Here is a 21,196-nt window from a genome sequence, read left to right on the forward strand (position 1 = left end):
CATTTTCTCACAATACATTGTATAATAACGTTATATCGAAAGGAGAGAAATGAATGAGTGTAGTAGTAGGACTTTTGGGTCTATTAGGGCTACTTGTCAGCGGGGGACTGGCTATCAAAGCATTAATTAAGAAACAACCGAAAAAACAATATGGCTATGCCGCATTAGCAAGTGCCGCTCTATTTATTGGTGGGGTTGCCACGACAGATTCTTCCCCAACGCTTTCACTTGATGCAGAGAGTGTTGAAACCGATGCCAATGGCTCAGCCACCATCAAAGGCGAATACGACGGCAACAGCAAACTAACGGCCAATGGCAAGGAAGTAAAAACGAAAGACAAAACGTTTGCTTACAAAGTAAAACTGTCCGATGAAAAAACGCAAAAAATCACCTTTGTGGCTGAGAAGAAAGATACCAAAGTTGAAAAATCAGTCGAAGTCACACCGTCAAAAGAATTTATTGCGAGCATCACAGATTCTGAGCAAGAATTGGCCAAAACAGAAAAAGCCTTAGCTTACGCTGAAAAACAACCTTCTCAGAAAAACTATGATGAAGCCGCAACCTTAGTATCTTCATTAAGTCAAGAATACGAGGAATACAATGATCGCCTTGAAAAAATCAAAGAAGCAGTACCTGTTGATGAAGCAGTTACAACTGCTGAAAAATCTAAAAGTAAAAGCGATTATCAAGCAGCTGAAAAATTAGTAGCTGCTGCCCCAGTTGGCAAAGAAGGCTTTCAACAACGTTTAGCGACTGTTCAAACTGCTATCGCTGAAAAAGAAAAAAATGAACAATTAGTCGCCAGTGCGACAGCCGCTGTTGAAAAAGCTGAACAAGAACCAACTAATGAAGCTTACTATAATGAAGCGATCAAACAAATTGACGCTTTAAACTCCCCAAATCAAGCTTTAACAAAACGGGTAGCCGTTGTTAAAACTCAGTTAGATACCCACAAAGAAAAACAACGAAAAGAAGCAGAAGCTCAGAAACTAGCCGCTGAAAAAGCGCAAAAAGAACAAGCCGAAGCGGCAGCAAAAGCGCAAGCTGAAGCAGAGACGCAACAAGCCGCACAGGCGCCGGCGGAAGTCGAGACGGCTGCTGCAGAAGCGCCAAGTGGCAACGCCTTAATTAAAGGGTCACGTAATGGAATTTATCATGTGCCTGGAAGTAGATATTATAATAGAACTACGAATCCAGTAGCTTGGTTCTCTACTGTTGAAGAAGCAGAAGCAGCAGGATACCGAGCACCCAAACAGTAAATACATTAGCAATAATTAATCAAACAAGAAAAATGGGGCCTCCGTTAAAACAACGGATGCCCCATTTTCTTGTTTCTTTTATTGATACACACTGATTCGTTGATTTGGGTGTGCATTACTTTCCACTTCATCTAACATGGCAACGGCGTAATCTGCGTAACTAATGTAGCTGTCACCTTGGCTATTGGTTGTTAATTCTTCGCCAGCGACTTCATAATGACCTGTCGCAGGACCTTCAGCATCAAACATGGCTGCAGGACTAATATAGGTCCAGTGGATGTTTTGAGCTTCTTTCAATAAATTTAAAGCTTCGCCCATCGCCGAAGCTAATGGCTGAATCTCTGCTGGGAATGATGGGGTATCTTTTAATTGAGTTGTGTGTTCTGGGTCCACATATAAGGTTCCAGCGCCCCCAACGACAAACAAGCGCGTTTTTTGATTGGTTAAAATCTCAATCAAATGCTGGGTAGATTTGGGGAAATCTTGCACATTAGGGAATCCTAAGGCACTAATTAATACATCAAACGCTTGAATATCTTCTGTTGTTAATTGATAAACATCTTTTTCAATGGTCGGTGTGCCATCTGTTATTTTTGAGGCATTACGAACGATGGCTGTAACGTCCATCCCGCGACGTTTAGCTTCTGCTAAAAGTAATTGTCCTTCTTTTCCTGTTGCTCCTAATACTGCTACTTTCATGTAAATCATCCTTTCATTTTTAAATAGAACTAAAATAGTTACATTTGACACTTTAAAAGTAGAGAGATTACTTATCTCTCTTAACTTCTATTTCATGAATCACATCTGCTAAGGTGATGCTTTTCAATTCTTCTTCCATTTTTTGTTGCACTTTAGTAAATTCAGTTTCTAGTACCGATTGGATATTTGCCCCAACGGAACAGTTTGGATTAGGATTTTGATGAATATTGAAAATCTCTCGTTCCAATTCAACCGCTGTATAAATTTCATACAGTGAGATCTCTTCTGGTTTCTTTAATAAGGTATTTTTATTGGCTCCACGCATGGAATGAATCAAGCCGGCTTTTTTTAACTGACTCATTAGTCGTCGAACAACGACTGGATTAGTATTCACGCTCGAAGCAATGTATTCAGAAGTCACTTGTTCTTGAGGACCTGTTTCAATCAAACTTAAAATATGAATCGCAACACTTAATTTCGTTGACATGGCCATGTCTAATCACTCCAAACTAAATGTAACGTTATTTGTTACATTTACAGAATACGCTGTTTCGTTTTATTTGTCAATGAGAAACCTCTGACTATTCAAAATAAAAATCATTTGTTGAAACCACACGGGCCCCAAACGGCATTAATGCTAATTTCGCCAATTTAAAGGACTGTTGCCCAAACGGAATACCGATGATTGTCAGACAAAGCAACAAGCCACTAATACAATGCCCAATTGCTAATGGTAGTCCACTGATAATCAGCCAAATAATGTTTACCACCAAAGATACGCCGCTATCACTATACACGACTCGCTTTTTAAACGGCCAAAAGCTCAACCCCGCTAATTTGAAGCATTGTAAACCAATCGGAATACCAATGATTGTAATACACCAAATCACGCCTGCAAATAGCCAAGATAAGCCACCAAAAAAGCCGCCAAAGATGAACCATAAAATATTGCCAAGTGTTTTCATTCTTGTTCCTCTACTTTCCTCATTAAAAATTATGCATGTGAGTAAGTATATCATGAAAGCTTCTTTTTGTTTCAAACAATATTGTAAGGTTGCTGACTCGTTAAAAGACGAAGACACTGTTTCATGATACAATGAAGAAACTAACGATAAAGGAGCAGACTTCATGGACTTACATTTAACCGTTGATCTAAAAAAAACAAAGACACTCATTGACTTAGCCGATCAGGCCCACTTAATCATTGAACAAACAACTAAATTACCGAAAAAAGAGGCAGCGATTCTTTTCTTGCTAAGAGATAACCAACTAGTTGCTTTAGGACTTGCTGAAGAAAAAGCTACATATAAAGAAGTTTCTTTTGATCACTCGATTTTGTTGAAACCGACTTGGGACACAGAACTTGCCTATTTAGCGCAAGCTTTCCTAGATGATGCGAAAGAAAGTGGTTTAACATTGGAAGCAACCCCAACGACAGTCAAAATTCCGAAAAGTGCGGTAGCGACAGTGACTAACTATAAAGAAACGGTCACCTTTATCTTGGAACGTTTTGGCTACTCTCTGTTTAAAAAACCGGCGCCGAAAAAAGCCAGACCAGCCAAAGCACGCCACAAATGGACAAAAGAAGTTAGCCAAATTCCTTTTTATATTGATACTCGACAAAGCAAAGCAACTGTTTTTTGGCAAAAGCGCAATGAAATGCTTATTAAAGCTGGCGCGACAATGATGCCAGAAGCCCCTTTAAATAAAGACGGGTCTGTCGGTTTCTCCGCCAGATTTGGTGAAAAACTTCGTGATGAACGCAAGGGCCAATTTAAAGACTTTGTCACAACGGAAGATATCGTCTTAAAAAGCGTTAATGAAGTCGGCTTGTTTCTCTATTTTGCTGGAACAAACAGCTGGTTAGAGCTAGTTGATGAGAACGGCAAAACCTTAAATGAATGGACTGTGGTGGAATAACCCTTATAAAAAATGTCACGCCTGAACTTTACGATTCAGACGTGACATTTTTTTAATTTAAATAACTTTTTGCTATCGCTTGATACTTATCAATCATATCTAAATAATTATCAATTTCGACATATTCGTCGATTTGGTGTGGCAAAGTTGGAACGCCCGGTCCAAAGACAACGCAATCAAATTTATTTTTTGATTTAGTGAATTCAGCTAAATCTGTGGTTCCTGCTGCTGTTATCAATGGCAACGGTTGGTCAAATTGGGCTTGAATGGCTTGAATTAACGCAGAATCTTTCTCAGCTTTTACAGGAATTTTATTGTAATCAATCGTTAATTCTAACTGATGTTTTTCTTTTTTGTTCAATTCATCAACAATTTTTTGTAATAACGCAATAACTTGGTCGTTGCTGAATTCTGGAATTGAACGGATATTCCCTTGCAAGGTAGCTTGACCTGGAATACTGTTCACTTGTGTACCACCTTTAATGACGGTTACATTGTGAATCGTTCGACCCAATTCAGGATTTTCATAGTTTGCTGTGACTTCCGCCATTTGTTGGTTCGCTTCTGTAATAAATTCGTTCAAATTATTAATCGCATTAATGCCTTCTTCTGGCATGGAACTGTGGGCTTCTTTTCCGTGTGACACAACAGAATAGTTAATTGAACCCATGTGCGCATACATCAAGTTATAATTGGTTGGTTCTCCAATGACTAAGGCACTTAAATCATCCGCATAGCCTTTTTCAGTTAATTGTTCGGCTCCTAGTTCGCCTACTTCTTCGCCGACTGTACCTAAAAATTTAACCGCTCCATTTAATGGGACTTTATTTTCTTTTAATTCAATCATTGCTAAAACCATTGCGACTAAGCCGCTTTTCATGTCTGTTGCGCCACGTCCATACAATTTATTTCCTTCAATATGGGCCGCAAATGGCGGGAAAGTCCATTGACTTTCGTCCCCTTCAGAAACCACGTCCATGTGGCCACTAAACCCTAAAACTTTTTCTCGGTTTTCACCTAAATAAGCAACCAAACTACTACGATTTGGTGCATAAGAAACAAGTTCAGAAGGGATCTCATATTTTTTCAAAAGATTTTGTAAATAGATTGCCACTTCTTCTTCGTTTCCATTTACAGATTTAATTTTAACCACATCTTGTAAAATACTAATTTTTTCTGATTTTTCCATTGCCATTCGCCCTTTCTTGTTATGCTTAATTCTAGTGTACGCTTCTCTCAGTAAAACCGCAACTGACTTGGTTAGGTCAGCAAAAAACACGCGACAGTTTTAAGAAATGTCGCGTGTTTTTTGCTGAGTTTATTTTAAATAATTAGGCGCTGCCAATTCATTCTCAATGACTTGATTAGGGATCACAAATTCAGGGGTGCCCATATAGTAAGGCGCAATTTCTCCTTGAGGAAACACAATCACTAATTGGTGTTTTTCATTGATATAGAAAGGTTGGTCCTTTTTAATTTTTTTGAAGGGTTGAACATCACTGGGGGCATCCTCTTTTTCGGACCAGTATATTTTATTGCTATCGTTCTTCATTTGGTCTGCTATTTGTTGTTTAATTTCACTACTAATGACATCAATGTAAAAATCATTTTTAAAAATTAAGGGGAGTGAAACGACAACATTGGCTCGTTTGTCGATGGTGTCATATTTCGTTGTCGTCGCAGAGCTGCCTTTAATTTCTGTGAAGGTTCGTTTGACCACTAGGAAGCGACGGTCGTCCACGACTTTTTCATAATCTCCAGTGACTGAAACACGAGAACCATCAAACAATTGCCCTTTGACTTGTTGAAATTCTGTTTGGGCTTCTTTCAAGTATTTTTTGTTGAGCGTGTCAGCTACTGAAGATTCTTGGGATGTTTGGATTTTAGGGACATCGATGTTTACTTCACTTTCCTGTTTTTTCGCTGTCAACGTTTTGATGGTGACTAATTGAACAATTTTATCTAACACAGGGATGTTGCGGGCTGCTTCACTAAAACCTGGAAACAAATTGACTGATAAGACAAAGCCACAAGCTACTACTAGACTACTTTGCAGTGAGCGGTTTCTAAAACGAAGCCAGGTGTACCGCTTTTTCTCTTTATGAAAACGCGCTTTGACTTCCGCTTGTAGATCCGTTGGTAACGGTTGTTGGCGGTATTCTTTTGAAAAGTTTTTAACAACGCTTTTTACAAAATCTTCCATTATTTTTTCGCTTCCTTTCTTTTACTAATTCAATAGACTTCGGAGTTCATTCAAACTGCGGTACATCTTCGTTTTAATCGTATTTTCGTTAATATCCAGGATCAAGGCGATTTCTTTTAGCGTAAATCCTTCAAAAAATTTTAATAGAATAATTTCACGATTGGGACTATCTAATTGATTAATAATTTCTTCAATTTCTAAAAAACTGCGTTGGGGATTATTTAAAAGGGCTAACACATGTTCATCTTTTTCAATATGAACAGCTTCTCGTTTCTTTTTACGCCAATAATCTGTCGCTACAGAAAGCAGAATTCGAAAGAACCACGCTTCAAAATCCTTAATATCGGGTCCTTTTTGGATGGCCTTCAGTGCCTTTTCAAAGCTTTCTTGAATCACATCCAAGGCATCTTCTTTCGAATGTGTATAGTTAAAGGCAATGCGATACATTTTTTCATACTTGGTATCTACAAGCGTTTCTAACGCGCGAATTTGTTTTTTTCTTTTCCAACCATCGAAAACCATCGATTTCTGGAACCTCCTTTCCTGTACACTTATATAGACGAATCACAAGCATAAAAAGTTTCAACTTTTTTATTATTTTTAATTTTTATATTCTAAAAGAAAAAGCGTGGTACAAAAATCACTTTGGATTTTTGCTTCACGCTCAAAATCTGATAAACGGCGGGAACAGAACCAGCTCCTTCGGAAATAAGCCGAAATTGTTGAGAATCACGAAGAACGTAGTGATTCGATGATGAACAATACCTACTTGGTCTCCAAAAATTAAAGAACAATTTCCGGAAATTTCTTCTTATTTCTCGGAGCTAAGCGGTGCTGTCCCGACCTTGTTTTCTTCTCCCGAGTGCGGTCTTAGTGCACTCAGCGTTTTAATAAAATGCGACCAATCAACAGGACGTGGTGGTGCTAGCCAAATAATTTGGGTAATCTCAGGCCAATCGACAAAATGAATATCCGATAAAATTAATTGTACACTTTCATCTACATGTGCTTTGAAAATGATATTCCATTCCGTAATTTTTTCAATATTTTTTTGTATCATACGATTATAGGCTTCACCAAAGGAAAAGTCGACACACAATGTAATCGGAGCCAAAACTTTTTTTAATGGTAACGCATCCACCATTAACAACAGATACCGATAAAATAAAAACTGTCTGGCATCCCAAACAACGGGATTCGTTTTTTGTTCTTGAATAAATTGTCGACTAGCAGAAAAATACTCTGTATACGTTTCTGCAAAGTAGGTTATATCCATTTTGCGATAACTATAGTTTGCTTCTATTGGAAAATGGAACAATTTAAAATGAACGATTGTTACTTTTTGTTCAAAACCTCGCAGGACTTCCTCGGAAAGCTGAAATTGTAATTTTAAATAACTTAACAAGTCACGATTCAATTGTTGAATTTCTGCAAATCTTTGGCAAAGTGCTGCTGAAGCTACTTGAAGCCACTCTTCAGCAATTAAAAATAAGAGTAAATAATTGCCTTCGTTTGTTCGTTGTGGTTCTGGGATTTGAAAACTCTCTAACCAATTGAAAACATTCTGCTGATTGTCACCCGCTAATTGTTTTAACACCTGCGAATCTACTTTTTTCTCTACATAAAACTGTTGCTGCGTTCGTACTAAAGAAACCGCCAAAAAATGAAAACATTTAGCTTGTGCATAGCCCGCACGCTGATTAAGATGAACCTTCTCAGAAAAAAATAGCTCAAAGTTCCGAATCTGCTCTAAAACTTTTTTACCGTACAATGAAAAATCACGTTGGTATAATTGTAAAAAAACCAGTGTTGTTACTTCGCGTAAATTGGTTTCATTTCCCACTAAGTGAAATTCTTTATTAATTGTAATTTGGTAATTTTCCAGCATTTTCTTTAATTCCTTGAACTCCTTATAAGCCAATGTGTGACTAACAAAGTGTTCTAAAGCAAACTCATTCACAGAATCAAAACGCTGAAAAAAGAAATCTTGAAACATAGCAAAACGTAACGACTCTTTAATATAGCAATCAATCAAAGTAGCGGAAGTTTCCGTTCCTGATTCATTAAGAGTTAAGAAAATACCATCGCTCACAATTTGAAAATCCTCTGATAAACCAAATTCAATAAAATCGGCATTTAATTCAGCGACCGTTTTGTTCACGATAAATTCAGATAATTCTAACTCCTGCATTACGGTTTCTTTTGACTCTGTTAACATCGGTGCATTTTCCAGTAACTGAAATAAGGCGATTTTTCTTTTATCCACTTTATTTAAAAACATCATCAATATCATAGACTTCTCTCACATCCATTTTTTTCCCATACAATCCATTTCCTGAAAGAAAGTACCCAACCGCTGCTAAATAGCTTTCAGATTCTTCATCGCCGCCTGCACCAAGTCCGTTAGGAAAGACAAAATCTTTATTCACTTGTAGGGGATGAGCCGTTGTTTCTTTTGTTTGTTTCTTTTTTTCTTTTGACATTGCCGGTTTCTCCACAGGTTTGTCTTTTTTCTTGGGTGAAGGCTTTTTTTCTTCAGAAGGAACCGTTGTTTTTTGATCTTCCGGAGGGGTTGGCGCAGGTTGTTCCGGTTCTGACTTTTCCTGAGGGGTGATTGATTCTGGTTTTGGTTGAATTTCTTCCGTTGGTTCTAAGGGATTATAAATAGGTGTCGCCAATGTTTGAATTGGTTCTATTTCGACAGCCGTAAAAATTAGCAAAGAACTAAATAAAAAAAGATACTTTTTTCTCATGGCTTCTCACTCTCTCTACCTCTACTTTATGGGAAGCAATTCCTTGTAAAAGTACCTTTACTTTTACAAGGAAAACCCTTTTTGTCAATAGATAGCTCTTTTTATTGCTCAGATTGTTGTTCTTCCTCTTTTTTCTTTTTACGATACAAGAAGAAAATCAATAAGAGCAGCGCTAGAATGATGAATGCAATCAGTAGATACAACCACCAATTGGTTCCTTTAATGGTTACGTCTTTTTCATTTAATTCTTTAGCAACGTCCCCAGAAATAGTAAATTCTTTTGTAAATTCCCATTTGTACAGGTACCGTTCTTCACCATTGGCACCTTTGACTTGATAGGTGCCCTTTTCATCTTTTACACCATAGGCCGTTGATTTCAAGACATATTTCCCTGGCGTTAATCGTTCCCCTTTTAAAGAAATTGGGTAACTAAAGTTAGAGTTTGGCGCCACTTGCATATCCTCAGTATCGGATTGGTAAAGCGTTTCGCCTCCTTTTGAAACAGTGTTGATTAAATGTAATTGGTTTAAATAGGCCGCTTGTGGGTTTTGTAAAGAAACATTGATGACGTTTCGCGCGTTGACTTGGCCTGGTTTAACCCCCAGTAATTTTAAATCTGGTTGAACCTTTGTCTCATTTTGCTGAAGAATAATGGCCACAACATAGGAGTATTCATTATTAATAGCTAACCCTTTTGATTGATCCGCAGAAGTCGTGGTTTCTTTCTTTTTCTCTTTGAGTGTTATGCCGCCAGCCATCACGCCATCAAAAGAATCTTTAGGCATCGTGATGGTTAAAGGTAAGGTCTTTTGGGAATGTTTCGGCAAGATGATTTCTTTCGGTGCTTCCACATAATCTTTTAAGTTAAAGCGTAAAGTTTTGTCAGGTTTGATCCCGTTTTGGCCATATTCTACTACGCCATTTAAATTCGTTGTCGCTGAGTTCACTGTATTTTCAATGGTAATGTCTTCATCTGTATCATTACGTAACTGTATTTCTACGGTTTGTTTGGCACCAGGCGCCATCTTTAAGTCAAAGTAGGTTTTTGATTTATCCACTTGATTTTCGGGAATTGTTGGTGTGACCGCAAAATTAAATTCAGAAGCGTGCGCCTCCACGCCAATCCAGCCAAATAACATACAAGCGATTACCGTTGCATATACTTTCCATCTGTTCATATTCATTCTCCTATGTCTGTCATTCTTTGTTGTATTATAAGCACCAAAAGACCGAAAGATAAGCCAAAAAATTTTTGACTTATATCCCGATCTTGCGTGTATGCTGTCGTTCTTAGTTTCCTGTGTTAGCAGGTGTATCTGTCAAAGTCCAAGTAAAAGTTGTCGTGTATTTTTTCGCATATTTTGTGGTTGAACCAGGTACTTCTAATGAAATACTTGTTTTAGCGGCATCTACACTATCGCCCCAGCTCATTAAGTACGTACCCGCACCTTCTTTATCGCCAGCAGCCATGACCACTGATTCAGCCCCAGTTGGGTTTAATTCAATCGTAGCTGGCGCTGTCGTTGGTTTTGCAGATTGTGAAGCCGAAACCACGCGTCCGTTGCTTAAAGTTACTTTGGCCGCTGTTAGTTCTTGATTGGCTTCAGTTTTGAATTGACCATTTTGTTTTACTTTTAACGTCCAACCTGTCTCAGTCCCACGATTATCTGAGACTTGAACAAAGTTTGGGCCTTCTTGGTCGGCACCAGCGTTATCTTTGTATTTTTGTGTTTCTGCATAGTAGGTCATATTTTTTGAGGTAATCGTTTGTTCCCCAAAAGATAAACTAGATGCATAGTCAATGGATAACGGACCTGCTGTCCCTGGCTTAGGCCCTGTCGGATCAGTTGGATCAACTGGCGTAATTGGTTTATCCGGGTCTGGATTCGTCGGATCAACTGGATTCGTTGGGTTCGTATTTGGTGCAAATTGAATCGCTCCGTTTGTTTGGTATTCACCACCGTCGACTGCTAATGCACTCATTGGTACAAGTGCTAGTGCGCCTAAAGTTGTGGTTGCCATCAATGTCATTACTTTTGTCTTTTTCATTTATTTCCCTCCATTATTTACTGGTACATCTGAAAGTAGCCAAGTCAATGTTGTTTTATATTGTACTGCATCCTTAGGGGTTTTCCCGGGAACAGTTAGTGAGATTGCCCGTGTGATTGTGGCATTTACTTGCTGTCCTTGTTGATTTTTTTCGGTCACTTTTTCTGCTTGCCCCCACAGCGTGATCCACGTTCCGGCGCCGGTCTTTTCTGGGGCTTGCATGACAACAGTTTCTGCGCCTGCAGCATCCAATTGAATGTTTGCGGTAGCAGTTGGCGGCAATACGTCCGTCGCATTTGAGCGCACACTGGGCTCAGCAAAGGCGACGGTGGCGCCTGTTAATTCTTTGTGTAATGTTTCTGCATTACGAAATTGACCATTTTGTTTCACTTTTAAAACCCAGCCAGCATTGGTTCCCCGTAAATCACTTACTTGCACATAATTAGCAGTTGCCAATTCACTTGCTGAACCATCTGGATTTTTATAGGTTTGCGCTCTGGCAAAATACGTTTGATCCTTATTCGATATTTCATTACTCCCAAAATCCAAACTTGAGGCATAATCGATGGAAAGCGGCCCAGGGGTACCTGGATTAGGTCCATCAGGATTCGTTGGATCGACTGGTCGAACTGGTTTTTCTGGATCAGGATTTTCTGGATTTACTGGATCCGTCCCATCTGTGCTTGGGGTAAAAACAATCGACTGTTCGCTATCAAAAACGACCGTCGCCGCTTCAGCAGGAACAGTGGCGCCAAGCAACATTGTTCCGAATAACAAGGAGTAGACGACTGTTTTTTTCATTTACTTAGCCTCCAACATTCGTTGGTACAGATTTCAATGTCCATGTTAAGGTCGTACGATATTCTTTTGCTAATTTAATCGCTTTACCTGGGACATTTAATTTCACGGCAGTAGCACCTTCTGTCGCATCTTTCCCAAAACGATAGACCCAAGTCCCCATTCCTTTGCCATCTTCTGCTTTGACTAATTCTACTTCTGTTCCAGGAACAAAGGTATGTGCTGCTGTTGGTGTTGGCGCGTATGCGGCATCAACAATCGATGTCACACCTGCATTGGCAATCGATAAAGCGGCCCCCACTAATTCTTCATTTTGGGCTGTTTTGAATTGCGCATTTTGTACAGCGCTTAACGTCCAGCCTTCTTGTGTCCCACGTTTATCCGTTACCTGAACATAGTTTGGACCTGTTGTTCCATCTTTAAATGTTTGAATTTGTGCGTAATAATCTTTCGTGTCGGAAGTGATTTTTTGGGCGCCAAATTGAAAGCTTGAAGCATAGTCAATTGATAAGGGGCCTGCAGTCCCTGGTTTTGGTCCAGTTGGGTCAGTTGGATCTTCTGGTTCAACTTTTTCATCTGGATTGGTTGGATTAACTGGCTTCGTTGGATCTGTATCTGGTTCAAATGTAATGGCACCATTACTTGTATAGTTCACGTTAATATCTTCCGCAAATGCTTGTTGTGTCGCTAGGACACCGCTAAATCCTACAATCCCTACTACTGCTAATACTGTTTTTTTCATCTTCTCTTCTCCTTTTAATAAATAATATGCCTATAGTGATAAGGCTGATTCCCAAATAAATAAATGGTCCTTGATTGGTGGTACCTGTCGCTGGTAATCTTCCTTGTCGCGACCCATATACGCCAGAAGAAAGGACGGATGAAGCGCCTCCGTCAGCTGGTTTGGTGGGTTCGGTCGTTGTGGAAGAATTACTAGTCGCTGTTGTCGACTCTTCTGTGGGATATTCATACGTTCCATAAAAGGAGACAACACCACTATTTTCATAAGCTGCTTCCCCAAACGCAGTGTCTGAATGACAGAAGCTGAAAAGACCTAAAAAACAACTAAGCAAAAGGTATTTTTTCATCTCACTTCTCTCCTCCTTGTTATGGTGCCATGACTAATGACCATGACAATGTCCCTTTGAATTCGCCAACTTTTTGTTTCTCGACTGGCACAGATAGTTTAAGTCCCCGTTGGTTTGCCGCACCCCAACCTTGGTTAATTGTATAACTACCTGAACCGGAGCCTTCATTTTCTGTAACAACCGTATCTCCTTTATTGAGTAAAAATTCTCCTTTGTCTGTAACCAATGACAAATCTTCCAATTGATCTGTGCCGTTCGTTAAGGGATTCGTTACCTGAACATTCAGTTTCCAAGGCGTACTTTCTGTCCCGCGTGTGTCTTGAACGACTAAATCATCTGAAAGAGTTGGCCAGTAAACTTCTGGCTTGGCAGAAATTTTTTGTTTGCCAAAATCAATTGTTTTAGGTACTTTTTCTAACGTTAATTCACCTGAAATAGACACATTGATTTTTTTATTTAACGTTTCACCAGCTTCTGTAAATTGATAATTGGCTGGCACTGTTTTGGCTAATTCTTCTGGTTTCGCTTGCTGAATGGCTTGGAAGGTTGCGGCATCAAGACTTGGTGTTTGATTGGCCCGACCATCTGCGAAAATCACCGTTGCTTGTGTCCATTGTGCCAACTCGTCTGAATTCGTTAAGCCATTTGCTTCTTTTAATTTCAAATGCGCACTTGTCGCATACAAGGCAAACGAACGATCTTTGGCAAGGACACTTTCATTTTTCACAACAACTAAATGAACCGTTTTGTTTTGCAAATTATCTCCTGACGTCCCTGCTTCTAATTGAATATCATGTGTCCGCGATACAGTTTTTTCTGCTAACGGCGCTTGGATTTGTGGTAAATCCGTCTCTTTTAATGAGGTTTTGAAAAACGGCCGACCTTTTGCGCCAAGCATTTCTATTACTTTATCGACAGTCGTTAGTTGCGCTGCCTCATCTTCTGTGACAATCACCGATTGCCCTGAAAGTTCCACTTTATTTGAAAATTGAACTTTTACCTGATAACTGTAGTTCGTATTCGTTGCTTTCCATGAAAGCGGGGTGGTATCTTTCTGCTCTGGAATTTGCTCTATCGTGCTCCCAACTTCACTAGATTTAACCGTTCCTTGGTGCAACCAAGAACCTGTTACTTCGTCAGGAAGGAAGCTTAGGGTTGGTGTTAAAGTACTTGAGGTCGGAATCATCAAACGTCCTTTTTGAACTTTTTGTCCAGCTACTTCGGTGCCCCACGCTTGTAAGGTTAACGGCGCATTGCCAGCTTTGACCTCTTTTACATCATGAGAAATAGTACCTGCACCTGCCACAATTCCAGGGTTTTCCACTTCATAATCGATGATAGAGCCAGGAATTGCTATCCCATAGCCATTGGCACCCTTGGTCACATCGTTATCGCCAATAAATGTTTTTCCAGTCGCTTTTTCAATCCCATGAAACGTTGTTGGCGTAAGTTTTGTAGCATTATTGACCGTTGGATTAATCGTTAAGACCTGATAGGCTTTGACATTTCCAAACCAAGTCCCTGTGCTATCCACCAAAGCAGTTGTATCTGTCGTTGGTTTAATCCATAAAAGTTCATCTTTTGTTGGATCGACGGCTTCAAAATCCGCAATGTTTACCTTACCTGTACCAGGAATTGTTTCTAATGTTGCATGATCCTGAACCGTTAGTTTGCTAGCTGAAATTAAATTGGCTGTGTTGGTGATCCCAATTCCAGCGTTTTTAGATAGATGAATTGATCCGAATTCATTGTAAGTCGTACTGTGGTTCGCGGCAGTAGCAGAAACGCCATTTTTGATGTTCCCACCATTAGCCATTAATTTAATGCCATTGGTGACATTCAATTCCGTAAAGTTGACAACGCCTAAGCCTGTCGCATTTAGTGGTTCTGTTTGATAGTTATTGGTGCCGTCAACGTTAGTCCCAAAGTTAAAGGCCACTTTATTTGAACTAGCATTCACAATTGCATTAGTAAAATTATCTGTTGATGAACCACCGGATAAACCGTTAATACTAACTGCACCTTGAACATTTGCGGTAACATCACGTAAAATTTTTCCGCCACTGATATTGGAATACTGTGTTGCATATAAATTTCCAATACTAGAACCCGCTGCTTGAATATTCATTGTAATCTTGCCGTTCTTGGTATACGCAGCATTGGTTCCACCATCACCGTAAATGCTGGCCCCATTTAGAGATTCCACACCTGTTTTAGTGAAAATATTTAAAGTAATTGTGTTTGATTCATCCGTTCCTAGTGTCGTATTTTGACCATAGGGCCGACCACCAGTAATGTAGGTATTACCAGGCAACTTAAACTCTCCGTTGTAGTTTCTTAAATCAATTAAGAGTTTGGCATTTCCAAGAAGTGAGCCCGCATTGGTAATACCACCTGAAAAACCGTTCGCGCCTGTCCGAGGAGTTCCTGAGAAATTTCCTCCGTAGATGCGATTGTCTGAATTACCAGTAATTGTATGGCCACCGCTTGCTCCATAAGAAGCGCCCATCGAAGCATTAATTACTCCTTCATAAACCGTTACGCCGACATTCCCAACATTTTTGGCATCATTCCAGCCACCGCCTGAAAGAAACCAATCGACTTGGCCATTATTAACAATTGTTTGACCGTTTCCATAAACTCGAGCTGCTTGATAGCCTGTTCCTTCTAATGTGTCAGCAATCCCGCCATTCAATGTGTTAGAAGTATTGCCTTCAACAACACCTGAAAAAGAGCCACCATATGTCCAGCGAGCAATGGTATTATTTAAAACAGTCTTAGTATCTCCTTTTATATAGATATCCCAAGTATCATTACTAGCAGGATAGCCGCCGCCACCAACAATATCCCAACCTGAATTATACCCACGACTTTTATTGGTCGTTGAATAATCTAAGCTTGTCGGTTTTGCGCCTGAATAAGCCATACCATCGCCACCTAAAGACCCATCACCATTCGCTGTTCCCACTTCAATTGTTGTATTTCCTTCAATATAGCCGCCGCGGCCAGCTGCAGTTGAATAAATTGCACCATTATTAAACGAACCGCTGACTAATTTAGAAGAAATATTTCCGAAAACTTTAAAAGCTGCTGCCGATTTGGCTAATTCTGCTCTTTGCTGTGGTGTATAAGCATCATACGTTGCTTCATTTGAGGCCCCAATTTGACTCTTGTTAAATTTTGAAACATTGTTACCAGCACCGCCGTTAAAATCATTAATACCACCAGCGGTATTCGTTCCTGCTGTAACCACATTCGTAATATTTCCGATGATCGTTCCAGAATATTGGTTGCCTCCTTCAAAATCTGCACGACCCGCACTATACAACTGTGTATTTAAATTTGTAGTAATTCCATCAGTCGCACGATTCGTTCCTATATCGCCGCGGGAAGAGCCACCAATAAAACGTTGTCCCGCTGTATACCAACGGCCATATCCAGAAATATCGTTTGTTACTTTTCCACCAATATTTCCGTATTGAACACCGCCATAATACGTACTTAGTTGGAAACCTGTAGTAGCATTCGTAATTGCAACCTTTGTTGAGACGTTACCAGTAACATTCGCTGTGTTGGTTGCGTTGGTTCCATAACCGCCCCCATAAATTGAAGCAATTCTGCCACCAGAATCATTGACAACCAATGAAGTATTCCCAGTCACTGTCCCAATATTGGCGCCCCCACTTAATGTATTTAGTCCGCTCCGTGTATTGTTAATAACAATCGTAGGATTTCCAGCTAAATTACCACCATTTTGGTTTCCGCCATAGAAATTCCATGTCCCTGTACCTGTACTATTTACTGTTAAAGTTGGGTTTCCTGAAACATCTCCTGTATCCGTTCCACCGTATACGGTCAGACCGTTTCCACTAGAGCCGCCATTCAAGTTCAAACTGTAACCATTTAAATACATATTCGTACCTGTATAGTTTAGATTTCTCAAAGTGATGTTTGAGCCAAAAAAGATATTTTGATTAAATCCTAACGTCTTAGAACCCGTTGGCGCCGTTTGATCCATACTAATCGGATCTGCACTGTTTCCAGTAATCACTAAATGATTGACCTTGCCTTGCAAGGCGTAAAAAGTCATATTACTTGCCGTAACGGTGTCAGGAATCACTTTAGCGGTGGTCGCCGCACTCGTCGTAATATTGTTTCCTATATAAAGAGTGAAATCGCCATTGTTTCCCTGTTGATACAAATCAAACAAGGCTTCTTTCAAGCCAGCCTCTGTCGATGCATATTCTTTGTACGCTGCTCCATCTCCTGCTGGACTTGGCACAACAATCACTTTTGTTTTATCTGCAGGAGCAATTGTGTCCGCAATGGACTGATCAACTGAGATAGCTCTGGCCATGCGTGTCAGTTTCTGTTTAAAGACAGCCGTAAGTTGTGTATCTTCTGAAAACTCTAATTGAAGAAGTTCTTCATTTGTATATGTTTTTCCTTGATAAGACCAGCCAACGAAAGTCGCATTTTCCTCACTATTCGCCCATTTTGGTAATTCTTCTGTCCGAAGTGGCTGATTTTTTTCTTTTACCACTTGATAACTTTTGGCATCATTTAGAAACAAAGCTTGATCCGTTGTTTCAAAGGTCAAGGTGATTTGCTTCTGCTCTTCGCTTGGTTTTGTTTCTGTGGAAGAGGTGGTTACTTTTTCTGTGATAGCACTAGATTCCGTCATTGATGACTGTTCTGTAGAATGTGCGCTGCTTTCTTTTGTTGCTTCACTTGTACTGGTTTCTGCTGTTTTTGGCTGTGTCTGCGTACGTTCCGTTTGTTGCTCCTCTTCAATCGCCCACGCTGAAACAGATAAAAACGGTTGTACAAGTAAACAAGTTGCCAATAAAACAGCGATTTTCTTTTTCATTAACTTCATCACTCCTCCCTCGAAGTAAACTTTCCACAACCAACCTATGGCTCAAGTATACGAAGTTTTCTTCTGATTTTTTTAAAGATATTTTCTTAATTTCAAAAAAAAAATTTATTTTTTAATTTTCTTTTTGTTAACTAAACGAATTTTTTGCTATTTTCTGTAAGATAAAATGTTAATTTGTTCACAAAAATAACAAAAACGTTGTTTTTTAACATTAAAATTAACAAACGAGTTCGTAGTATAGCACGGATTTTTTCTCATGTAAACATCATTAAATAAACATTTTTGTTTAATTTATACATATTTCCCAGCTAAAAAAATGACAAAAATAAATAAACAGAGGCCTTAGAAATATTTCTAAGGCCTCTGTTTATTTATACGTATTCACAAACTGGACTGTTTCTTGGTAACATTGTTTAGCTTCTTTTGTTTGATAGTCGAATTGATATTCGTGGGTGATCGTTGCTTTCTTATCTTTGAAAAAGAGAGCTGAAACTGGAACATTTAAAGTTTTTAACCGCTGAACCAAGGCTAGTCCTTGCTCTTGGAATGAAAAACTATTGCCATCTGTTAGATACGTCGGGGGAAATTCTTTGGTGACTTTATCCACTAAACTCACTTCTTGCAGTTCCGCGCTCGTCTGCCAATCTTTAGTGCCGAGCAAGGACCAAGCCACTGTTTTAACGAAAAATTTCATAAAACGATTATCACTTTGTTGGTTGGCCATTTGTTTCAAATCCACCGGACCACAATACGAGAGTGTACCTTTTAAATGGTTAGCTGGCAACGCTGCAGTCATACCTAATTCTTTGGCATAGTTGGCATTGGTTTGAACTGTTGCATATTGTAGAGCAATCTGTGCACCCGCACTGTCCCCGCCAATAAAAAGCTTAGATAAATCTAACATGGGATATGCTTGTTTCTTTTCTAATAAAAATTGAACAAGTTCATCGACCTGCTGGAGCTGGCTTGGATAAGGTGCGTCTGGTGCTAATTCATAATTCATTGAAATAAAGGCAACTGAGGAATCAGCCACTAAACGTGTCGCAAACTCTTTCATCCCAGACTTATCTCCTCCCACATAGCCACCACCATGGACCCATAAAACGACTGGTACCGCTTTTTTTGACGCTTGGGGATAATACAAATCAAAGGTATTCTTTTTTCTTGAAGAAGGGTATGTTTGATTTTCTTGCAATTGAACATTGGGCAATGCTTTATCATAGGAAGCTGAATCTTTTATTTCAACTTCGCCTGCGAATAACTGGTTGATGACCCAAGCGCCTGGCTTAGGAGATAATTGAAAGGCGAGAAACACACCTAAGCAAATAACCACAAGGATTCCTAACAACCAAAGGATAAAACGTACGATTTTTCTTTTCACTCTATTCACCTGCTTTAATTTGTAGCAAAATTATAGCATGTTTTTTAGCCAAAGCGTTTATTTTGAAACAGCTTTTTTAGAATTTGATGTACTTTTATCATTTGAAATGCCCTCTTAAAAGCTGTAAAATGAACAAAATGACTTTAACCTTTAGGAGGTTGCCAAATGAAAGCTCTGATTTCCATTGATTATACGAATGATTTTGTCGCCACAGACGGAAAACTAACCACTGGTGCCGCTGGACAAGCCATTGAAACGGCCCTTGTTCAACAAACAAAGCACTATTTTGACAATGGCGATTTTGTGGTTTTTGCCATTGATGGGCATGATCCCCTAGATCACTATCATCCTGAAAATAAACTTTTCCCGCCCCACAATGTCTTAGGAACTGACGGGCGTAATCTGTTTGGCTCGCTAGCTGATTTTTATCAAGCTCACAAAAATGAGGCAACCGTTTATTGGATGGACAAACGGCACTATTCTGCTTTTAGTGGCACGGATTTGGACATTCGGTTACGAGAACGAGGAATTACAGAGCTTTGTTTAACTGGTGTTTGTACAGATATTTGCGTGTTGCATACGGCTGTCGATGCCTATAATTTAGGCTATCAATTAATGATTCCTGAACGCGCCGTTGCTAGTTTTGATGAACAAGGACACGAATGGGCGTTACGCCACTTTAAACAAACTTTAGGAGCAACCATTCTATAAAAAGACTAGTCAATCCTTCCGTGCGCCCTATCTATATTCAAAAAATCCTGTAAACAACACAAAAGCCAACCTTACTATGGATAAGGTTGGCTTTTTTACACTCATTTTAACTCCGAGCCTGCGGATTAGTGATAACTAGCATTCACAGAATAAGCAGAGACTGTTAGTTGATAGAAATTAGCTACTCATAAAAAGTGGGGAAGCCCACTTTTTATAGACCAATGACCGTTGCAAAGAAAGGAACCACTAAAACAGTAACTACACCAACCACTACGACAGAAATACTAGCCATAGCAGCCTCTGTTTCACCCATTTCCATGCCAACTGCCACACCTAGGGCATGTCCGGCCGCACCTAAAGCTAAACCTTTGGCGATTGGATTGTTAATCTTAAACCATTTCAATGCAATTCGACCCAAGGCATAGGTTAGTACACCATTGAAGATTACGGTAAACGCCGTAATAGAAGCAATGCCGCCAACAGTTTGAGAAATAGGTACGGCAATCGCTGTTGTAGCTGCTTGTGGTAAGATTGAGGCCACTAAATGATTATCCATGCCAATCACTTTTCCTGCAAAATAAACAGCCACTAGCGAACCAAAAGAACCAATTGTTAACGCCGTTAAAATTTCTAACCAATATTTTTTCAACACGTCTCTCTTTTTATATAAAGGAATCGCAAACGCTACTGTCGCAGGCTCTAGAAAGAAGCTGATATATTTGCCACCTTCATTGTATTGCTCGTAACTAATTCCTGTTACTTTTAAAACGACAACGCCTAAAATCATCGCAACGAATAATGGCGTAAATAAGAAGAAACCTTTACTTTTTTTAAACAACCAAGTACCTATGCCAAATACAGCTAATGAAATAATAATACCAACATACGGATTCATGCGCGAACCTCTCCTTTCGCTTTCTTCGTTGCTGCGGGTTCTTTTTCTTTTCGAGCATCTTTCATATGCAATAAAAAGGCGCCCGTCCAACCAGTCGTTGCTAGTAACGCTAGTGTCGCTACTAAAATAACAAAAACAATTTGAACGCCAAATTGTTGCATAATCCCTAAAGAATTAACTAAGGAAATCCCTGAAGGAACAAATAAAAATGTAATAACCGTTGATAAGCTATTACCTAGCCCTTCCACTTGCTCCAATTTAACAACTTTTGTACATAAACCAATGAACAATAACACCATGCCAATTACTGAAGCAGGCATTGGTATTGGGGAAATGAACGCCAAGCCGTTGGCGATTAACATAATAATGGCAAAAACTGCTGCTTGTTGTAAAAATGAATATACTTTCTTTTCCATTCTTCTTCGCTCCCTTTTGTCTGTTTTCTATGGGTTAAGTATATAAAGAAAACGTTTTTTTAAGGGCTTTTTTTCATGAAATGCCAGAATTTCTTCACCAAATGCAAAAATCACCACTTGAAATGCATTCGACATTTCAAGTGGT

General features: G+C 39.4%; 20 protein-coding genes. 3 read left to right on the plus strand and 17 right to left on the minus strand.

The window, feature by feature from the left end; all coding sequences use genetic code 11:
- The first annotated feature begins 53 nt into the window (after positions 1–53).
- Positions 54–1,259 (plus strand): sunset domain-containing protein, encoded by a 1,206-nt coding sequence (locus IGJ52_RS12765; RefSeq protein ID WP_101732065.1) that lies wholly within the window; start codon positions 54–56, stop codon positions 1,257–1,259.
- Positions 1,260–1,337: 78 nt separating this feature from the next.
- On the opposite strand, the gene IGJ52_RS12770 is transcribed toward IGJ52_RS12765, so the two are convergent.
- From IGJ52_RS12770 to IGJ52_RS12780, 3 genes are all read right to left on the minus strand, one after another.
- Entirely contained in the window at positions 1,338–1,967 is a 630-nt protein-coding gene (locus IGJ52_RS12770) for an NAD(P)-dependent oxidoreductase (protein ID WP_016614229.1), read from the minus strand.
- A gap of 58 nt (positions 1,968–2,025) precedes the next feature.
- A complete protein-coding gene (locus tag IGJ52_RS12775; RefSeq protein WP_002383201.1) occupies positions 2,026–2,451 on the minus strand; it encodes an Rrf2 family transcriptional regulator in 426 nt (141 codons plus the stop codon).
- Between the two features lie 88 nt (positions 2,452–2,539).
- Positions 2,540–2,923, minus strand: coding sequence for a YccF domain-containing protein (locus IGJ52_RS12780; RefSeq protein ID WP_002358999.1), 384 nt, complete (start codon positions 2,921–2,923; stop codon positions 2,540–2,542).
- 163 nt (positions 2,924–3,086) lie between these two features.
- Between IGJ52_RS12780 and IGJ52_RS12785 the strand changes: the two genes are divergently transcribed.
- Positions 3,087–3,878: a hypothetical protein gene (locus IGJ52_RS12785; protein ID WP_002367471.1), complete on the plus strand. Its 792-nt coding sequence runs from the start codon at positions 3,087–3,089 to the stop codon at positions 3,876–3,878.
- Between the two features lie 52 nt (positions 3,879–3,930).
- Here IGJ52_RS12785 and IGJ52_RS12790 read toward each other — a convergent pair whose 3' ends face one another.
- The 12 genes from IGJ52_RS12790 to IGJ52_RS12845 form a co-directional block, all read right to left on the minus strand.
- Positions 3,931–5,067: an ArgE/DapE family deacylase gene (locus IGJ52_RS12790; RefSeq protein WP_101732081.1), complete on the minus strand. Its 1,137-nt coding sequence runs from the start codon at positions 5,065–5,067 to the stop codon at positions 3,931–3,933.
- Positions 5,068–5,196: 129 nt separating this feature from the next.
- Entirely contained in the window at positions 5,197–6,081 is an 885-nt protein-coding gene (locus IGJ52_RS12795; RefSeq protein ID WP_002365402.1) for an RsiV family protein, read from the minus strand.
- 24 nt (positions 6,082–6,105) lie between these two features.
- A complete protein-coding gene (locus IGJ52_RS12800; protein WP_002354845.1) occupies positions 6,106–6,603 on the minus strand; it encodes an RNA polymerase sigma factor in 498 nt (165 codons plus the stop codon).
- A 289-nt stretch (positions 6,604–6,892) separates the two neighbouring features.
- Complete coding sequence (locus IGJ52_RS12805; protein WP_010816848.1) at positions 6,893–8,374, minus strand: helix-turn-helix domain-containing protein; 1,482 nt, start codon at positions 8,372–8,374, stop codon at positions 6,893–6,895.
- Positions 8,349–8,834: a hypothetical protein gene (locus tag IGJ52_RS12810; RefSeq protein ID WP_002354843.1), complete on the minus strand. Its 486-nt coding sequence runs from the start codon at positions 8,832–8,834 to the stop codon at positions 8,349–8,351. The genes IGJ52_RS12805 and IGJ52_RS12810 overlap by 26 nt, the downstream gene beginning before the upstream one ends.
- A gap of 101 nt (positions 8,835–8,935) precedes the next feature.
- The gene (locus tag IGJ52_RS12815) at positions 8,936–10,018 is read right to left on the minus strand and encodes a DUF916 and DUF3324 domain-containing protein (RefSeq protein WP_002372747.1); all 1,083 of its coding nucleotides are present in this window, start codon (positions 10,016–10,018) and stop codon (positions 8,936–8,938) included.
- Between the two features lie 106 nt (positions 10,019–10,124).
- Positions 10,125–10,883 carry a WxL domain-containing protein gene (locus tag IGJ52_RS12820; protein WP_002383195.1) on the minus strand — a complete coding sequence of 253 codons (759 nt, stop codon included), beginning with the start codon at positions 10,881–10,883 and terminating at the stop codon, positions 10,125–10,127.
- Complete coding sequence (locus IGJ52_RS12825; RefSeq protein ID WP_002383194.1) at positions 10,884–11,684, minus strand: WxL domain-containing protein; 801 nt, start codon at positions 11,682–11,684, stop codon at positions 10,884–10,886.
- 4 nt (positions 11,685–11,688) lie between these two features.
- Complete coding sequence (locus IGJ52_RS12830; RefSeq protein WP_002354838.1) at positions 11,689–12,423, minus strand: WxL domain-containing protein; 735 nt, start codon at positions 12,421–12,423, stop codon at positions 11,689–11,691.
- The gene (locus IGJ52_RS12835) at positions 12,380–12,769 is read right to left on the minus strand and encodes an LPXTG cell wall anchor domain-containing protein (protein ID WP_002365408.1); all 390 of its coding nucleotides are present in this window, start codon (positions 12,767–12,769) and stop codon (positions 12,380–12,382) included. Before IGJ52_RS12835 ends, IGJ52_RS12830 begins: the two co-directional genes overlap by 44 nt.
- A 19-nt stretch (positions 12,770–12,788) precedes the next feature.
- Positions 12,789–17,648, minus strand: a complete 4,860-nt coding sequence (locus IGJ52_RS12840) for a hypothetical protein (RefSeq protein WP_438792163.1) — start codon at positions 17,646–17,648, stop codon at positions 12,789–12,791.
- Between the two features lie 367 nt (positions 17,649–18,015).
- A complete protein-coding gene (locus IGJ52_RS12845) occupies positions 18,016–19,029 on the minus strand; it encodes an alpha/beta hydrolase (protein WP_438792164.1) in 1,014 nt (337 codons plus the stop codon).
- Between the two features lie 165 nt (positions 19,030–19,194).
- On the opposite strand from IGJ52_RS12845, the gene IGJ52_RS12850 reads away from it, so the two are divergent.
- On the plus strand, positions 19,195–19,740 hold the full coding sequence (locus IGJ52_RS12850; RefSeq protein WP_002383189.1) for a cysteine hydrolase family protein: 546 nt from the start codon (positions 19,195–19,197) through the stop codon (positions 19,738–19,740).
- Positions 19,741–19,951: 211 nt separating this feature from the next.
- Here IGJ52_RS12850 and lrgB read toward each other — a convergent pair whose 3' ends face one another.
- Together lrgB and lrgA are read right to left on the minus strand one after the other, a co-directional pair.
- Positions 19,952–20,635, minus strand: a complete 684-nt coding sequence (lrgB, locus tag IGJ52_RS12855) for an antiholin-like protein LrgB (protein ID WP_002354830.1) — start codon at positions 20,633–20,635, stop codon at positions 19,952–19,954.
- A complete protein-coding gene (gene lrgA / locus IGJ52_RS12860) occupies positions 20,632–21,051 on the minus strand; it encodes an antiholin-like murein hydrolase modulator LrgA (RefSeq protein WP_002354829.1) in 420 nt (139 codons plus the stop codon). Before lrgA ends, lrgB begins: the two co-directional genes overlap by 4 nt.
- Between the last annotated feature and the right edge of the window lie 145 nt (positions 21,052–21,196).

It is taken from the genome of Enterococcus sp. DIV1758, from assembly GCF_051711985.1.
Classification (GTDB): Bacteria; Bacillota; Bacilli; order Lactobacillales; family Enterococcaceae; genus Enterococcus; species Enterococcus faecalis.

Bases quoted from the DNA above. Each gene is read 5' to 3' on its own strand.
- IGJ52_RS12765 (WP_101732065.1), top strand. From the start codon at position 54: ATGAGTGTAGTAGTAGGACTTTTGGGTCTATTAGGGCTACTTGTCAGC.
- IGJ52_RS12770 (WP_016614229.1), bottom strand. From the start codon at position 1,967: ATGATTTACATGAAAGTAGCAGTATTAGGAGCAACAGGAAAAGAAGGA.
- IGJ52_RS12775 (WP_002383201.1), bottom strand. From the start codon at position 2,451: ATGGCCATGTCAACGAAATTAAGTGTTGCGATTCATATTTTAAGTTTG.
- IGJ52_RS12780 (WP_002358999.1), bottom strand. From the start codon at position 2,923: ATGAAAACACTTGGCAATATTTTATGGTTCATCTTTGGCGGCTTTTTT.
- IGJ52_RS12785 (WP_002367471.1), top strand. From the start codon at position 3,087: ATGGACTTACATTTAACCGTTGATCTAAAAAAAACAAAGACACTCATT.
- IGJ52_RS12790 (WP_101732081.1), bottom strand. From the start codon at position 5,067: ATGGAAAAATCAGAAAAAATTAGTATTTTACAAGATGTGGTTAAAATT.
- IGJ52_RS12795 (WP_002365402.1), bottom strand. From the start codon at position 6,081: ATGGAAGATTTTGTAAAAAGCGTTGTTAAAAACTTTTCAAAAGAATAC.
- IGJ52_RS12800 (WP_002354845.1), bottom strand. From the start codon at position 6,603: ATGGTTTTCGATGGTTGGAAAAGAAAAAAACAAATTCGCGCGTTAGAA.
- IGJ52_RS12805 (WP_010816848.1), bottom strand. From the start codon at position 8,374: ATGATATTGATGATGTTTTTAAATAAAGTGGATAAAAGAAAAATCGCC.
- IGJ52_RS12810 (WP_002354843.1), bottom strand. From the start codon at position 8,834: ATGAGAAAAAAGTATCTTTTTTTATTTAGTTCTTTGCTAATTTTTACG.
- IGJ52_RS12815 (WP_002372747.1), bottom strand. From the start codon at position 10,018: ATGAATATGAACAGATGGAAAGTATATGCAACGGTAATCGCTTGTATG.
- IGJ52_RS12820 (WP_002383195.1), bottom strand. From the start codon at position 10,883: ATGAAAAAGACAAAAGTAATGACATTGATGGCAACCACAACTTTAGGC.
- IGJ52_RS12825 (WP_002383194.1), bottom strand. From the start codon at position 11,684: ATGAAAAAAACAGTCGTCTACTCCTTGTTATTCGGAACAATGTTGCTT.
- IGJ52_RS12830 (WP_002354838.1), bottom strand. From the start codon at position 12,423: ATGAAAAAAACAGTATTAGCAGTAGTAGGGATTGTAGGATTTAGCGGT.
- IGJ52_RS12835 (WP_002365408.1), bottom strand. From the start codon at position 12,769: ATGAAAAAATACCTTTTGCTTAGTTGTTTTTTAGGTCTTTTCAGCTTC.
- IGJ52_RS12840 (WP_438792163.1), bottom strand. From the start codon at position 17,648: ATGAAGTTAATGAAAAAGAAAATCGCTGTTTTATTGGCAACTTGTTTA.
- IGJ52_RS12850 (WP_002383189.1), top strand. From the start codon at position 19,195: ATGAAAGCTCTGATTTCCATTGATTATACGAATGATTTTGTCGCCACA.
- lrgB (WP_002354830.1), bottom strand. From the start codon at position 20,635: ATGAATCCGTATGTTGGTATTATTATTTCATTAGCTGTATTTGGCATA.
- lrgA (WP_002354829.1), bottom strand. From the start codon at position 21,051: ATGGAAAAGAAAGTATATTCATTTTTACAACAAGCAGCAGTTTTTGCC.